Consider the following 15,312-nt stretch of genomic DNA (forward strand, 5'->3'; position numbering starts at 1 on the left):
TGAAATCTCTTGAATCCCAACATGGATGATTCTTCACGCTCGGAAATTTCTCGCCCTTCGATTCGGCGTTTAGCCATTCTCTCCTTAGCATCTTTGGGGATTGTGGCTCTATTGTCGATGTCCAGTCAAATCTTGATTCAGCGCACCCTCAAGCAACGGATTCGCTCTAGCCGGTTTTTGGAGTTAATGGAGAATTATCGTCGCTTAACGACAACGGTTACAGAAGAAGCAGTTGCTGTTACTCAGGAGTCTAGAGTTTCAGATCGAGTCCCTGAAGTGGAGGATTTAGTTCGGGTTCGTCAACAATGGAAAAGTCTTTACGAGAAACTCAGACAAGAACAGTTAGAGCTTGGGTTATCCATTAAGAGTTTACAGGCAAGCTGGGAAGGGATAGAGGAGTGTTATGGGAAGATGTGGAGCTTGACAGAAGGTCTGTTGAGTGTAGAAGCCACCTCTAATGTGTCTGAGGAACAGTTATGGCAGCAAGGGGAAAGTTGCGATCGCCAGATTCAGGCACTCTTCACCCAAGAATACGATCGCACTCCTATTTATTTACATACGGCTGGCCAAGTTCAACTCGCCCTATTTGGATTAACCTTAGTTGTTCTTTTCCTAGAAGGAGCCTTAATTTTTTATCCCGGACTTCACCAAATCCGAGATTATATTAAAGCACTCAAATTAGTCGAACAGGAAAAAACCCAGATTACCCATGAACTCAAGGCCAAAAATAAGGCCCTCGATATAGCATTGCAAGAAGCCCAATCCGCCACCCGGCTTAAATCTGACTTTTTAGCCGTTATGAGTCATGAAATCCGTACTCCGATGAATGGTGTATTAGGCATGAGCGGCTTGTTATTTGATACGGAACTTGATGAAGAACAATTAGAATATGTAGAAACTATCCGCAGTAGCGGTCAATCTTTATTGACGATTATTAATGATATTTTAGATTTCTCTAAAATTGAAGCGGGTAAACTCGAATTAGAAACTCAACCCTTTGACCTCTATGAATGTGTGGAAGAGTCCTTAGATTTATTAAGTGCCCATGCCTCTGAAAAAGGTCTGAATTTAGCCTATGAAATCGATGCCCAAACCCCCCATGGCTTGATTGGGGATATTACCCGGTTGCGGCAAATCCTGGTGAATTTAATTGGTAATGGAATTAAATTCACCAAAGAAGGGGAAGTTTCGGTAACGATCAAATCAACGCTTCTTGGAGGTTCTCTGAGTCCCCTTCCTCATCCGGAACAGGCCGTCTCTTATGAAGTTCAATTTACAGTTCAAGATACAGGCATTGGCATTCCCAAGCATTTGCAAAATAAGCTCTTTCAGTCTTTTTCCCAGGTGGATACCTCCACCACTCGTCGCTATGGAGGAACGGGTTTAGGATTATCGATTTGCAAGCGATTAAGTGAATTAATGGGCGGTAAAATGTGGGTGGAGAGTGAAGAGGGAGAAGGTGCAGCGTTTCATTTTACCATTGTCGCTGAAGGGGCGCGATCGCCGATTCCAATTCATTTACGCAATAGCCAGCCCCAGTTACGAGAAAAAAGGATTTTCATTGTCGATCGATCGGCTACGAATCGCAAAATTCTCAAAGATCACGCCCAAAGATGGGGGATGAATAGTTTAGAGTTGAGTACACCAGAAGAGGTTACCAACTGGATGAAACGCTCTATCCCCTTTGATGTGGGAATTATTGGAGCGCTACCTGGGGATGAATCCTTAGAGGATTTAGTCGATCGGATTCGCCAATACTGCGATCGCGACTCTCTACCTTTAATTTTACTCGCCTTTAGCGGCACGGTAAACAAGTCCTGCCAAGAAAAATTTGATTCCACCCTCTCTAAACCCATTAAACTCTCCCAACTCTACCGAATTTTAATGGGTCTTTGTGCTGGACGGACAGTGGAAACCCATTCACCAACAACAGAATGGATTCCCAATCCGCCGGATAGCCATCAGGCAGAGGATTCAGAAAATACTCATCAACCCCAATTGTCACCGTCTCCTGTGAGTGAATCGGAACTTTTAAGTATAGGTTCCCCACCTGCAAATCAAGAAAATCATCGTGAAGATTCCTCGATTTATTCTCTGCGTATTCTCCTGGCTGAAGATAATAGTGTCAATCAAAAAGTTGCGATTAAAATGTTAGACCGTTTGGGCTATCGAGTTGATGTGGTCAGTAATGGCTTAGAAGTGATTGAGGCATTGCAAAGACGAGTTTATCATATCATTTTAATGGATGTGCAAATGCCAGAAATGGATGGCTTAGAAGCCACTCGATATATCTGTCAAACTTGGCAGAGTTCTCAGCGCCCTCATATTATCGCGATGACTGCCGGAGCCGCCGATGGAAATCAGTGGCAATGTCTAGAAGCAGGGATGGATGATTATGTGAGTAAACCGGTGAAAGTAGAAGCACTGCAAGCTGCTCTAGAAAGGGCCAAAACTAAATTAAAAGAACTGCATACTGTATCGGCTCCAGTGAAGTTGAATTTATCAATTAACCCTGGAAGAGAAGAAAGTTTAGATTGGCAGATTTTTAATCGCCTACGGGATGAGTTAGAAAGTGATGACGATCCAGAATTTTTCACCGATTTAATCGATCAGTTCTTGGGAGATGTGCCAAAAATATTGGAAGAAATGAAGAGGTCTGCCGAAACCCAAGACACAGAAATATTAACCATTAAAGCTCATACGCTCAAGGGTAGCTCTCGAACATTTGGTGCGAATGCTTTGGCTAATTTATGTCGAGATTTAGAAGCAGAAGCTAAAACCGCGAGTTTGGTACAAATCGGTCAGAGAATTGCCCAAATTGAATTAGAATTTAATCAAGTTAAATCTGTGTTAGAACAACAGAAACAATAAGTCGAGTGTTGGATCAATGAACGATCAAACGATTGATGCATTTACCTATACTTTAGTTCGGGAATACTTGGCCGATGGATTACCGGGACGTTCGTCTCTGAATACTCGGATTCATCCCCAAGATGAGATGCTACTTTTTTTACTGGATGCACAGAGTTATCAAGGAAAAGAAGAGCAGGCAGTTTTAGCCTATTTTAAATCGGCACAGGAGATTGTGGATCGGGTAGATCGGGCGATCGCATGGCATCAGAAGAGTTGGACGAATATAGACCGTTTTTTAGAGTTTGCCTGTGGGTATGGGCGATTAACTCGATTCTGGGTGGAAAAACTTGCTCCTGATAAAGTTTGGGCTTCAGATATTTATACGAATGCAGTTGATTTTGTTAGCCAAGAATTAGGCGTTCACGGGATTGATTCTGTGGTCGATCCAAAGAGTTATCACTGTGACGAAAAATTTAATTGTATTTTGGTTTATTCTTTGTTTAGCCATTTGCCAGAAAATCGGTTTGGACAATGGTTAAGTCGCTTATATGATTTACTCCTACCCGGTGGGTTATTGCTCTTTAGTGTTCACGATCGAGCCGTCCAACCTCCAGGCTATACAATGCCAGAATCCGGGATTTTATTTGTGGAGCAAAGCGAGAGTCAATCTCTAGATCGGGCAGAATATGGTTCAAGTTGGGTAACGGAGGATTTTGTTAAAAGGGCGATCGCCACTTCTATGGGGAATGAAGTTTCTTATACTCGCTTTCCGAGAGCATTTACACTCCAGGATTTATATGTGGTGGTTAAAACCCCCAATTGCGATTTTTCTGATTTAAAAATTGACTTTACTCCTAAAGGCGCTCTAGAAGACTATTTTATGGATGATAGGGGGCGATTTTTTCTGCGGGGATGGAGTGCGATCGTACAACCGGATCATGGAGTAGCAGAAATTCAAGTCTGGTGTAAAGGGAAACAGGTTAACCGATTACTACAAAGATGTATTCCTTCCGCTCCTTCCCAGAAAGCAGCGCAAGTTTTGGGAATCGATCCCCAATGGACGGAAAAATCAGGCTGGTCGTGTGTGTTTAGTCTACCGGAAGAGGTGGATTTAGAAACAGCAGTGATTATGATTAAGGCGGTGAGCGATCGCCAGACAGAACGAATTATTGTCTTAAACTGGATGAAAACCTTATTACCAGAGGGAATCCCTACCCAATGTGTGGCCGAAACCTCTTGGAAACAGGTGATTCAATCTCAATCGAATTGGTGGCGCGCTAAAATCTTAGATAATATTTGGTCTAATAATATTCAAGCCAATCTCGACCGTGCCACCCTTAAACCGGCTCCCAATTCCAAAGGTGTGATTTTAGAATTGGAAGGATGGGTTGTTGTCTTGGATTCTGATATCACCATTGAAGAGATCCAAATTTTCCTCAATGGCACACTCAAACAGCGATGTTTACCCACTTGTGTGCGTCCCGATGTCGCCCAATATTGGGGAAAAACCAATTATATTTATAGTGGGTGGATTGCCGAATGTTATCAACAAGAAGAAATTCAACTAGAGCGCGATCGCCTCAGCAATGCAGAGCATTATCGGCTGCAAATTAAAATCATCGATTCTGAAGGAGAAATCCATACCGTTTGCGATCGGCTCCTGGCTACCCTATTATCAAAGTAGGCGCAGAAAATCAATTCATCTATGAATCTCACTCAACACCGGCAACAACTTACTGCTCTGAAGAATAAAATGTATTTTAATTATGGAGGTCAAGGGCCTCTCCCGGAATTAGCACTGCAAGCTATTTTCAATTCTTATCGCCACATTCAAAATCTAGGCCCCTTTTCCCAGAGTGCCAAGGATTGGGTGACTGAGGAATTGCAGCAAACACGGGAAGTTATTGCTGCTGAACTTAAGGTTTCTCCCAGCACGATTAGCCTCACCGAAAATGTGTCTGCGGGATGTAATATTGCCCTATGGGGAATTCCCTGGCAAGCTGGAGATGGACTCTTATTAACCGACTGCGAACATCCCAGTATTATTGCTACAGTACAGGAAATTAGTCGTCGGTTTGGCGTTCAGCTTTCTACTTGTCCGATTTTAGAAACTTTAAACGAAGGCAACCCGGTAGAGGCGATCGCCAGTCGAGTCCAACCCAACACTAAATTGGTGATTATCAGCCATATCCTCTGGAATACGGGTCAAGTTCTACGGCAAAAAGAAATTGTGGAGCAAGTGCGATCGCAAAACCCCAACACTCAAATCCTAGTCGATGCTGCCCAATCGGTCGGCTCTTTACCCCTCACCTTAACCGACGATGGCATTGACTTTTATGCTTTTACCGGTCATAAATGGTGGTGCGGTCCGGAAGGGTTAGGTGGCTTATACGTGCGTCCCGAAGCCTTAGAAACCTTGCATCCCACCTATATTGGTTGGCGTGGCATTCTGACGACCATGACCGGACAACCCAAAGGATGGAAACCCGATGGCCAGCGCTATGAAGTCGCCACCTCTGCCTATCCTTTACTTGCAGGACTGCGAGAAGCCATTTCCTTTCATCAATCTTGGGGAACGATTGAACAGCGATACGATCGCATCTGTAAACTCAGTGCTATACTTTGGGACAAGTTGGGAGACATCCCCCAAGTTCATCGACTGCAAGCAACTAAACCACAATCGGGTTTAGTTTCATTCCAACTCGAAAGCGGCAAACACGAGCAACTTGTCAATGCTTTAGAAGCGCAAAACCTTATGGTGAGAACCATCCGCCATCCCAACTGTATTCGTGCTTGTGTTCACTATTTTACCGAAGTTCGGGAAATCGAGCGACTGGTGGAGGCGATCGTCCACCGTTGTACATCCATCAGCTAAATTCACGCTTTCGACACCATAGCCCATCATGTTTCTGAGTCTTCTCAAATGCCATTTCAATCAAGATTTTAAGTGCCATGACACAGACTCCAAAAATTTCGGTTGTAATTCCAGTTTACAATGGCGAAGAAACCATCAAAGAGACCATTCAATCTATTCTCAATCAAACATTTGAAGATTTTGAAATTGTTGTAATTAATGATGGTTCTAATGATTCAACTTTGGAGATTATATCAACTTTTAAAGATCGGAGATTAAATGTTTTTTCCTCCGAAAATTCCGGACTGTCAGCGGCCAGAAACCGAGGAATTACTAATGCTAAGGGAGAATATATTTCTTTTATTGATGCCGATGATATGTGGACGGAGCATAAACTTGAAGAACAGTTAAAAGCCTTGCAAAGCAATTCTTGGGCTAGTGTGGCCTATAGCTGGACGAACTTCGTTAATGAAAATGGGAAGTTTTTGCGTTCTGGCTGTCGCATTAATGCTAATGGTGACGTATTTCTTCAGCTTCTTAGAATCAACTTTATCCAGAGTGGGTCTAACCTGTTAGTTAAAACTAAAGCACTGGCGAGAGTCGGAAATTTTGATGAGTCCCTTGATGCAGTAGAAGATTGGGATATGTGGTTACGGTTGGCTGAGAGTTATCAGTTTGTCTGCGTACCTTTACCTCAAATTTTATATCGAGTCTCTTCATCTTCCACTTCAATGTCTTCTCAGGTTTTGAAGATGGAACAATGTATCTTGCAAGTGATTGAAAAAACTTGTAATAATACTTCTAGACATTTAAGCAAGGATCTTAAATCGCAAGTTTTCGCAGAGCAATATAGATATCTAACAACCAAAGCATTAGATGGATATCCAGAGCCCAGAAAAGGCCAGGCAGCAGTGACTTTTTTTATCCAGGCTATCCGTTACGATCCCTCCTGGTTGCACAAGAGAAAAAAATTAATTTCAATTATTATATTTAAAATGATTATTTTTTCTGTTTTACCGACGAATTTTTCTCGCCCAATCATTAAAAGTTTGAAGAATAGATTTGGTCAGAAAACTCCATAGCTTTTAAGTGATGACCATTCTGATTAGCTAGTCAAAGTTATGCAGGTTTAATCTAGAGTAAATAAAAACAGTTTACTGCCAGATTTATGGCTCACTCCTGCAAGTTCCCATTAAAGTATAAACATTATTTAGTCGGTTGATTTTTGTGATTAGTTTTTGGGCCGATTGGTGAGGTAGAATAACTGAAATGGCAATCTTCAGGAAAACTTTCAATAAAACTCGCTTTCTTAAAAGAGAGTAATCATAATAAATTGCGAATAAAATAAACCTAGTAGCGATAAAACCTCTCGAGCGATCGGGTATTCCAAAAAGTGACTTATAGGTAAGATACTTGTAAGTATTAGCCAGAGTATCTCGTTTAAGATACTGTAGAGATTCTGGTGCTTGCTCAAATGCTCGCTCGATCACTTTCAAGGAAGAGGATTCCATTTTGGCAACATTAGAAGAACTTGAAGTAGCAGAGATGCGATATAAAATTTGTGGTTTAGCTACTGTGACAAAGTGATAGCGAGATGCTATTCTGAGCCATAAATCCCAATCTTCAGCAGGAGGTAAAGATTCATCAAAATTCCCTATCTCCAATAACGTTTCTCGACGAATTAAAGGATTAGAGCCATTTTCTAAAAAATCAGTTAGTAAAAGCCGTGGATAAGCATCACCATTTACTGTAATAGAGGCTCCCCGGTATAGAAATTTGCTAGATTCATCAATATAATTAGTCCAGCTATAAGCTAATACAGCTTCAGGATTTTGTTCTAAAGCTTGGAGCTGTTTCTCCAGTTTATCATGAGTCCACAAATCATCAGCATCTAAAAATGCAATATACTGTCCAGAAGCATGAGATAATCCACGATTACGACTAGCTCCTTGACCCCCATTAGGATAAGAAAATACATTTAATCGAAAATCCTGAATACTATTAATTACCTCTAAGGTTGTATCCTGGGAGCCATCATTAATAATAATTACTTCAAAGTCTTGAAACGTTTGATTGAGGACAGATTTAATAGTTTCTCTAATTGTTTTTTCGCCATTGTACACAGGAATTATAACTGAAATAAGGGGCATATTTAAATATTCTCCACTATGAGACGATCTTACTTGGGTCGTTGATAATATATTGAAGCAAACTATTGATGTTACAAAATCTCCCTATTTTGTCGAGTAAAGCCAAGGCTTTTTGGGGCGGAAGTAGACCTACAATAGCCATTCTTAATCCGATTTTCCAGAATAGTTTTTTCTGCATAAAACTGGGTTGATATCTGGCAAAGATAAAAGTAAATCTTAAGGCATTAAAGGCTTTCTTTCTATCCGGATAACCCGATAGGGCTTTATAAATTAGATAATTATACAAATTGCCCAGAGTATAGGGCTTTAAATATTGCAAAATATCTGGAGCTTGATTGAAAGCTTTAGTAATCACTTGCAAGCATCCTGATTCAAGTTTCACGACGTTCGAGGAGAGAGAATGACTTGAAACTCGATACGAAATCTGTGGACGCTCGACTGTAATGAAATGATATTGAGCCGCTAACCGTAAATATAAATCCCAATCCTGTCCAGCCGGTAGAGATTCGTCAAATGCTCCAACTTTATTTAAGGCTTCCCGTCGAATTAGAGGGTTAGAACCATTCTCTAAAATATCAACTAATAAAAGGTGGGGATATACATCACCATTGGCTGTGCAGTAACCTCCTCGAGAAAGAAATTTACTCGATTCATCAATGAGATTGCACCAACTATGAGCAACGGCAGCTTGAGGATTTTCTTGTAAGGCATTGAGTTGAGCTTCTAGTTTGTCTGGAGTCCACAAATCATCTGCATCTAGGAAGGCAATATATTCCCCAGAAGACTGTGCAAAACCACGATTCCGACTAGGGTTCGATCCAGCATTAGGATGGGAGAAAACTTTTAGTCTCGGATCTTGTATCCTCGATAACACTTCGAGAGTTCCATCTGTTGAGCCATCATTAATGACAATTAACTCAAAATCGGCAAAAGTTTGTTTGAGAACAGATTCAACAGTCTCAGCAATGGTCTTTTCACTATTGTAAGCTGGAATAATGACAGAAATAAGTGGCATATCTAGTCAATCAGTTAGAACCACACCCAATATTATATACTGAGTTCAGCCTTTCTACAAGTACCTCGAACTATGAAAAATTTCCAGTGGACAACTCCATGCGACTATCAAACGGCTTCCGTAACTGGATTAACTAGAGAACACTGGGAAGAAGTGATGGTAAGTTTACTTGAAGGAATTCTTGCTTATGCGTCTCCGGGAAAAGCAAGGATTAAACTTCCAGGAGTCAATAGCACTAATGGTTTAGTAGCTGATGAATTGGAAGGTTTTTCTCGGTCTTTGATTATGGCTGCGCCGTTGCTCAAAAGTCATCCGACTTTGAAACTTACTGTGGGCAATCAAACTCTGGATGTTGTCGATTTTTATCATAAAGGAATTTTGGCAGGCACAAATCCTCAACATCCTGAATATTGGGGACAGATAGGTGACTTTTCTCAGAATATTGTGGAATGCGGATCTCTGGCATGGTCTCTGTATCTTTCACAAGCTCAGATCTGGGATAAGTATTCGGATAGAGAAAAACAACAGGTGGCTGATTATTTGTTGCAATGCAATCGGGTTAAGGGCCATGCTAATAATTGGCTTTTATTTAAGGTTATTATTAATACCGTTTTAGAAAGGTTAGGGATGTCTTTTTCTAAAAAAGAGATCTTTAAAAATCTAGAGATTTGTAAAAAGATGTACCTTGGAGAGGGTTGGTATCGAGATGGAAAGACGAAGCAAATTGATTATTACAATGCCTGGGGATTCCATTACTATTTTTTGATGTGGGTTATTTTAGATGGCGATCGCCATCCAGAGATTGCCCAACTCCATCTCCAAAGGATGCGAGAGTATATGCATAGCTTCCGCTACTTCTTCTCTGGGGAAGGGAATGTGCCGTGTTTTGGGCGCTCTGTCACCTATCGATTTGCCTATCTTGCTCCCATTGCGTTGGGGTTATATTTGGATGGTTTAGAGCAAGATTTGGGGGAACTCAAGAGTATTTGTAATCGTTTGCTGCAATTCTTTTTGAACGGGGAAGTCTTGACAGAGGACAATCTTCTCACTCCTGGATATCTCCGTCACTCTCCTAGGCTGCTAGAATTTTACTCCTGTGCAGCTTCTCCCTACTGGTTAGGAAAAGCCTTTAACCTTCTCTTACTGCCAGAATCTCACCCTTTTTGGCAGGCTGAGGAGAAACCTTTAGCTATTGATAGAGACAGCTTTTCTATTTCCATTGAGTCAGCCGGTTATTTGCTTGTAGGCGATCGCGCATCAGGTCATGTTCAGCTCCTGAACCATAAATCTCATCATAGTTATCCCGAGCTGAGTAGCAAATATACCAATTTTGCCTATTCTTCTCTCTTCGGTTATGATATCGGCCCCATTAGAAAAAAATACGATAGTGACAGTTCTCTGTGTGACAATGCTCTAACCTTTTCTGATGGCGGTAGATATGTGCAGCGATCGCAGATTCAACCCCTCTATTGCAAACCCAACTTTATTGCGTCTAAATATCCATTGCGAATGGTCAAACGCGAGGCCACTAACTGGTTACCTCGAATCTATACTAACCTCGGTTGGGCATGGACTTACACTCTAGTTAAAGATGACTTTATGATTAATGTCCATTACATTAAAACTCGGAAATCCTTGAAATTCAAAGAAGGAGGATATCCATTAGGGTTTGATGAAGGTGTACCAGAGATTATCTCAACAGAAGGTGCAGAAGTCGCCTATAAAGACGGTAAAATCAGTTTTATTCGCAACTTGTATGGCTACGATCGCCAATTTCCAGCCCACGCTTTAATCTCTAAGGAGATTGAGAATAATATTAGATATAAATCAAGTGTGGTTCCCGCTTTAGGCTTTGAAAATCAAAACCAAAAGTCTTTTTATTTGGCCAATATGGTTTATGGAAAAATCGGCCATGAGAGCATCGATCAATTGATGCAACTCGTCCATACTTTTCAAATTGCTGACGACTTGATCAACTTCCACTTTTATGATGGCGAACAAGTCGTGATGCAATTCGGTAAAATCAAGCGCCTTAATCTTACCCTTAATGGAAAGACGATCGAGGGTAAAATCATTATGGCTAGAGTTTCGGGGGATGGAAAAACTTGTCAAATCGTTCAACACTAGACTAGCCAATGGGACAGATCGCGCCCAATCAAATCTTGTAGCTTTAAGATATCTGCTTCAAAGATGGGAATTAATTCTTGTCGCAGTTTTGGAGACAGTGGCTTCAGCCTCGCCAGATTTTTCCGGTAGGCTTTTGCCGCCATCGGCTGACGAATTTTTGCTGGAATCAAAGGTCGAATGAGGCTCTTGACAATATTCTGATTGCTAATAAAACTATGTAAAATCCTATTTTTGGGCACTTCTGATTTATTGTAGCGAACCGAAAAATCAGGTATGAAAGTATCATCCACTTCTAGAAAATGAAAAATATCTTTAATCATGTTTTGAGCATCTTTTTGCAGATCTTCATAAAGATAAACTTTAATTTGCTTGGGATCGAATTGCTCGAAATATCGTTGCAGTTGCAAACCATAGAAACCAAAATCTTGATAACGCCACACAGGAGACCAATGTTTTTTTCTACGCTGTTCTTCTTCCTTAAAAGCTTGATGGAAATCTTTAAGTGGCTCTCGTCCGTCTCGACGTAAGTGGGAATAAAAAGAATACGCTCGATCCACAGGATGGCGTAAAATAGCGATTAACTTTACCTCTGGAATATAGTGTTTAATCCGGGCTGCTGCTTCGGGAATATAAAGATAAAAAGTCGAGGCTTCTCCAATTGATTTTTCATCTTTGATATTCTTAAAAAGAGCTTGATACTCTTTTAAGTAGGGGACTGTTTTGACATTGGTTGTAGCTTCGGCATCTCCAGGGCCGCAGAAATCCGGTTGCCATCCTTCATAAGCAAAAAAATTGGGTTCTTTATTTTTGCTCATATAAATTTCAGGGTGTTCATAGAGATATCTGTAAACAGAGCTAGTCCCTGATTTAGCCGCACCGATAAGTAGAAAATTGGGCATAGTCATTGCTATTTCTCCATGACTTGATTAGGACGGTCGTTCGGATTTTAGCAGATTATCAATTTTGTAGGTTAATGAGGTTTTTTTGAGAGGCGATCGCGCACGGTTGTAAAACAGGTAAACAAATTCTCTGAGCAGACCTACGTTTTCCGGGTGTTATACCAGTATTCTTTACTACGGGTCGAATGGTACAACCAGTGAGCAATAATCGCAAACAGAACAGGATTAGAGCCAGGATAAATTGTTGGGACTTCATGGTACTTGCTTCCTCCAGACCATAGACTCTGCTGTCCTCTCCAGGTTATTCTATTGGATATAAAGAATCAGTAAGGATTACTGCAATTTACAACAAGATTCTGTAAAGCTTTGCTCAAAGCCCGACAAGGTCAGTCTGTAGATTTACAGAGAACCGAAATGACAACCCAAAACATTGAAATAAAAGTGTAACAGAAATGTTACACTTGCAAAAAGCAATTATAGCGATTCTCTGTTCTGGAGGAGTGCAGCTTGAAGGCTTAGACTCTAAGTAATTCAAGCTATTGTCTATTGCCTATTGCTAGAGTGCCTTTTGCCTAATGAATTATGACTGAATCTGAAACCTCTCCTATCCCTTCTGAACAGCCTGAAATGCCTGAAACGCCCCAAACGGCTTCACAAGAACCGCAAGCGAGTTACGTGAAACTAGCGATGAGGAACATGGTGCGTAAAGGGAGAAAATCCTTAATCCACTTTACCCTTACCGTTATTGGTCTTTTGGGGGTACTGGTGGGACTTTCCTACCTCACTCGATAACCTCACCTGATAGGAGATATTCACAATGGATGTTGAAGTCAATATTGAGATTAGCAAGTCTATTGCTCAACCTCCGGTAGCATCAGAACTATTGCATCAATGGTTTTGTGCTTGGTTAAAGAGTATCGATCTGCCTCCAGCTTCTGCCTATGAATTGAGCTTACGTTTAACAGATAACCAAGAGATTCAGAGCTTCAATGCCCAATATCGCCAACAAGACAGACCGACAGATGTTTTAGCCTTTGCTGCTCTAGAGACAGAAACCCCTCTTCTTCCAGGGACTGAAAACCCCTTATATTTAGGAGATCTAATTATCTCAGTGGAGATTGCTAGGGATCAAGCTAAAGAACAGGGTCATTCAGAAACTGTGGAACTGGCTTGGTTGAGTGCCCATGGTTTACTGCATTTGTTGGGTTGGGATCATCCCGATGAAGAGAGCTTACAGGCGATGTGGATCAAACAAGAATCTCTACTGGTGCAAGTGGGTTTAGAGTTGGGGACCTTGGAGGGGATGTCAGATCTTATGATATGAGTTACCCTCATGGTGAATTCAATTTCTGCTTATGGTCTGGGTTGCTCTACAGACAATGGAAGACGACGAACGCTCATATAAGCTCGTATAAATAGATCCCCACCTTTGCTCTCAATTATGGTGAACCTTATGTCTAGTAAACTTTCGATTTCAACTGTTGAATCAACCCATTCCTCAAGGGTTACTCATCGTAACTGCTCTTGGCAGGTAGCAGAGAATTTGCCTACCAGTTTTAAGTATGCTTGGGCTGGAGTAACTTATGCGTTTAGAACACAACGGAATTTTCGCATCCATGTGATTGCGGGAAGTTTGGTGATGATCGTTGGATCTCTGTTGCAGGTTAATGCGGTGGAAGCGGCGATTTTGGCGGTGATGATTTCTTTGGTTTTGGTGCTAGAGTTGCTGAATACGGCTTTAGAAGCTGTGGTGGATTTAACGGTAGAACAGAACTATCATGAATTGGCCAAAATTGCTAAAGATTGCGCGGCTGGAGCGGTGTTGATCTCGGCGATCGCCTCTATTATAGTAGGAATCATTCTGCTGTTGCCTAAGCTGGTTATCCTGTTCTCCTAACGGCTCCCATGATCATTGTTATTGATAACTACGATAGTTTTACTTACAATTTAGTTCAGTATTTGGCAGAATTAGGACAAGAGTTCCCCCAAGCCAAAGACATTCAGGTGTATCGAAACGATCGCATCTCCTGGCAAGAAATTCAAGAGCTTAAACCGGATGGAATCGTGATCTCTCCTGGACCGGGACGACCGGAAGAGTCCGGAGTCTCCCTAGAGGCGATCGCGAAGTTAGGGCCAAACTTGCCCATTCTGGGGGTTTGTCTGGGCCACCAAGGTATTGGTCAAGTGTTTGGTGGTAAAATTGTCTCTGCCTCTGTCCTGATGCATGGTAAAACTTCACCCATTCACCATAGCGGTGTGGGCATTTTTGCCGGTCTGGATAATCCTTTAAATGCGACTCGCTATCATAGTTTGGCCATTGACCGCAGCAGTTGTCCAGAAGAGTTGGAAATTACAGCTTGGGTTGAAGATGGGACAATTATGGGGGTTCGCCATCGCCAATATCCCCACATCCAAGGCGTTCAATTCCATCCCGAAAGTATTCTCACTAGCAAAGGCAAAGACCTCTTGCGGAACTTTCTGCGATCGCTCCCTTCTTGAGAAGCGAACCCCAACCCTGGATAATAAAGACTGAATCACCCAATAATTGAGCAATGAAACGGCGCAACTTTATCAGCACTACAGGGGCAATGGCGATCGCCACTATCGTCACGTCTGCCTATTCTGCAACAGCCCAAACCCCCAGTGGACTCACCATACAGAGCTTTGGTCATACCTGCTTCTTGTTTACTGGAGGCGGCCATCAAATTTTAGTCAACCCCTTTCGTCCCCTGGGTTGCACCGCCCAATACCCTGCCCCCAACGTGGAAGCCGATCTGGTATTAATCAGTTCTCAACTATTGGATGAAGGCTATGTAGAAGACCTTCCTGGCCAACCCAGACTTCTGTTTGAACCTGGAGATTATCAACTCAATGGTGGCTTGCAGGTGCGGGGAATGGTAGCCGAGCGGCTGGAGAAACGGCCAGGAAGCCGCTTTCCGAGTAATGTGTCTTGGGTTTGGAAACAAGCCGGAATAAAACTTTTGCACTTAGGGGGGATGGCTTCCCCCATTACGGTAGAACAGAAAATCCTCATCGGTAGACCGGATGTCGTCTTCATTCCCGTTGGAGGTGGACCCAAAGCCTATAGCCCCGAAGAGGCAAAAGCTGCTCTAGAAATACTAAAGGCTAAAATTGTCATTCCTACCCATTACCAGACCCAACAGGCCGATCCTCAAGTCTGTGATTTGGCTAGGGTTGATGAGTTTCTGGCCCTGATGAATGGTACTACTGTGCAAAGAATAGCTGGCGATCTCCTGACCCTTCAAGCCAATAGCCTGCCCAATGAAGGTTCACAAATTAAAGTGCTGTCACTCTAAGATTTTTGAATCAGTTTTCATAACAGAGATTGCTTTGATCGCCGGATGGGACTTGATATTATCCGCTCTATCTATAGCAAACCTTTAAGGATTTTAT

At 42.0% G+C, this 15,312-nt stretch carries 14 protein-coding genes; 10 read left to right on the top strand and 4 right to left on the bottom strand.

The annotated features are described in order from the left end of the window. Positions 1 to 21: 21 nt before the first annotated feature. The 4 genes from AC3A14_RS08175 (at position 22) to AC3A14_RS08190 (ending at position 6,789) form a co-directional block, all read left to right on the top strand. Positions 22 to 2,871 carry an ATP-binding protein gene (locus AC3A14_RS08175; RefSeq protein WP_318732426.1) on the top strand — a complete coding sequence of 950 codons (2,850 nt, stop codon included), beginning with the start codon at positions 22 to 24 and terminating at the stop codon, positions 2,869 to 2,871. A gap of 16 nt (positions 2,872 to 2,887) precedes the next feature. Next, entirely contained in the window at positions 2,888 to 4,537 is a 1,650-nt protein-coding gene (locus tag AC3A14_RS08180; RefSeq protein WP_318732425.1) for a class I SAM-dependent methyltransferase, read from the top strand. A gap of 21 nt (positions 4,538 to 4,558) precedes the next feature. Next, the gene (locus tag AC3A14_RS08185; protein ID WP_318732424.1) at positions 4,559 to 5,728 is read left to right on the top strand and encodes an aminotransferase class V-fold PLP-dependent enzyme; all 1,170 of its coding nucleotides are present in this window, start codon (positions 4,559 to 4,561) and stop codon (positions 5,726 to 5,728) included. Between the two features lie 77 nt (positions 5,729 to 5,805). Next, positions 5,806 to 6,789 carry a glycosyltransferase family 2 protein gene (locus AC3A14_RS08190; protein ID WP_318732423.1) on the top strand — a complete coding sequence of 328 codons (984 nt, stop codon included), beginning with the start codon at positions 5,806 to 5,808 and terminating at the stop codon, positions 6,787 to 6,789. A gap of 84 nt (positions 6,790 to 6,873) precedes the next feature. On the opposite strand, the gene AC3A14_RS08195 is transcribed toward AC3A14_RS08190, so the two are convergent. Then, complete coding sequence (locus AC3A14_RS08195) at positions 6,874 to 7,857, bottom strand: glycosyltransferase (RefSeq protein ID WP_318732422.1); 984 nt, start codon at positions 7,855 to 7,857, stop codon at positions 6,874 to 6,876. A gap of 16 nt (positions 7,858 to 7,873) precedes the next feature. Continuing rightward, positions 7,874 to 8,872 carry a glycosyltransferase gene (locus AC3A14_RS08200; protein ID WP_318732421.1) on the bottom strand — a complete coding sequence of 333 codons (999 nt, stop codon included), beginning with the start codon at positions 8,870 to 8,872 and terminating at the stop codon, positions 7,874 to 7,876. A gap of 72 nt (positions 8,873 to 8,944) precedes the next feature. On the opposite strand from AC3A14_RS08200, the gene AC3A14_RS08205 reads away from it, so the two are divergent. Beyond that, entirely contained in the window at positions 8,945 to 10,999 is a 2,055-nt protein-coding gene (locus AC3A14_RS08205) for a DUF2264 domain-containing protein (protein WP_318732420.1), read from the top strand. Here the strand turns inward: AC3A14_RS08205 and AC3A14_RS08210 are convergent. After that, positions 10,996 to 11,904, bottom strand: coding sequence for a sulfotransferase family protein (locus AC3A14_RS08210; protein WP_318732419.1), 909 nt, complete (start codon positions 11,902 to 11,904; stop codon positions 10,996 to 10,998). The two genes, AC3A14_RS08205 and AC3A14_RS08210, sit on opposite strands and share 4 nt — an antisense overlap. 52 nt (positions 11,905 to 11,956) lie before the next feature. Then, positions 11,957 to 12,154: a hypothetical protein gene (locus AC3A14_RS08215; protein WP_318732418.1), complete on the bottom strand. Its 198-nt coding sequence runs from the start codon at positions 12,152 to 12,154 to the stop codon at positions 11,957 to 11,959. Positions 12,155 to 12,480: 326 nt separating this feature from the next. Between AC3A14_RS08215 and AC3A14_RS08220 the strand changes: the two genes are divergently transcribed. The 5 genes from AC3A14_RS08220 (at position 12,481) to AC3A14_RS08240 (ending at position 15,215) form a co-directional block, all read left to right on the top strand. Then, entirely contained in the window at positions 12,481 to 12,690 is a 210-nt protein-coding gene (locus AC3A14_RS08220) for a DUF3285 domain-containing protein (RefSeq protein WP_318700941.1), read from the top strand. A 25-nt stretch (positions 12,691 to 12,715) separates the two neighbouring features. After that, positions 12,716 to 13,222, top strand: coding sequence for an rRNA maturation RNase YbeY (gene ybeY, locus AC3A14_RS08225; protein ID WP_318700942.1), 507 nt, complete (start codon positions 12,716 to 12,718; stop codon positions 13,220 to 13,222). Positions 13,223 to 13,351: 129 nt separating this feature from the next. Continuing rightward, a complete protein-coding gene (locus tag AC3A14_RS08230) occupies positions 13,352 to 13,795 on the top strand; it encodes a diacylglycerol kinase family protein (RefSeq protein WP_318700943.1) in 444 nt (147 codons plus the stop codon). Positions 13,796 to 13,803: 8 nt separating this feature from the next. Continuing rightward, the gene (locus tag AC3A14_RS08235; protein WP_318732417.1) at positions 13,804 to 14,397 is read left to right on the top strand and encodes an anthranilate synthase component II; all 594 of its coding nucleotides are present in this window, start codon (positions 13,804 to 13,806) and stop codon (positions 14,395 to 14,397) included. 53 nt (positions 14,398 to 14,450) lie between these two features. Continuing rightward, positions 14,451 to 15,215 carry an MBL fold metallo-hydrolase gene (locus AC3A14_RS08240; RefSeq protein WP_318732416.1) on the top strand — a complete coding sequence of 255 codons (765 nt, stop codon included), beginning with the start codon at positions 14,451 to 14,453 and terminating at the stop codon, positions 15,213 to 15,215. Positions 15,216 to 15,312: the final 97 nt, after the last annotated feature.

The sequence above is a fragment of the Roseofilum sp. genome, from assembly GCF_982964205.1.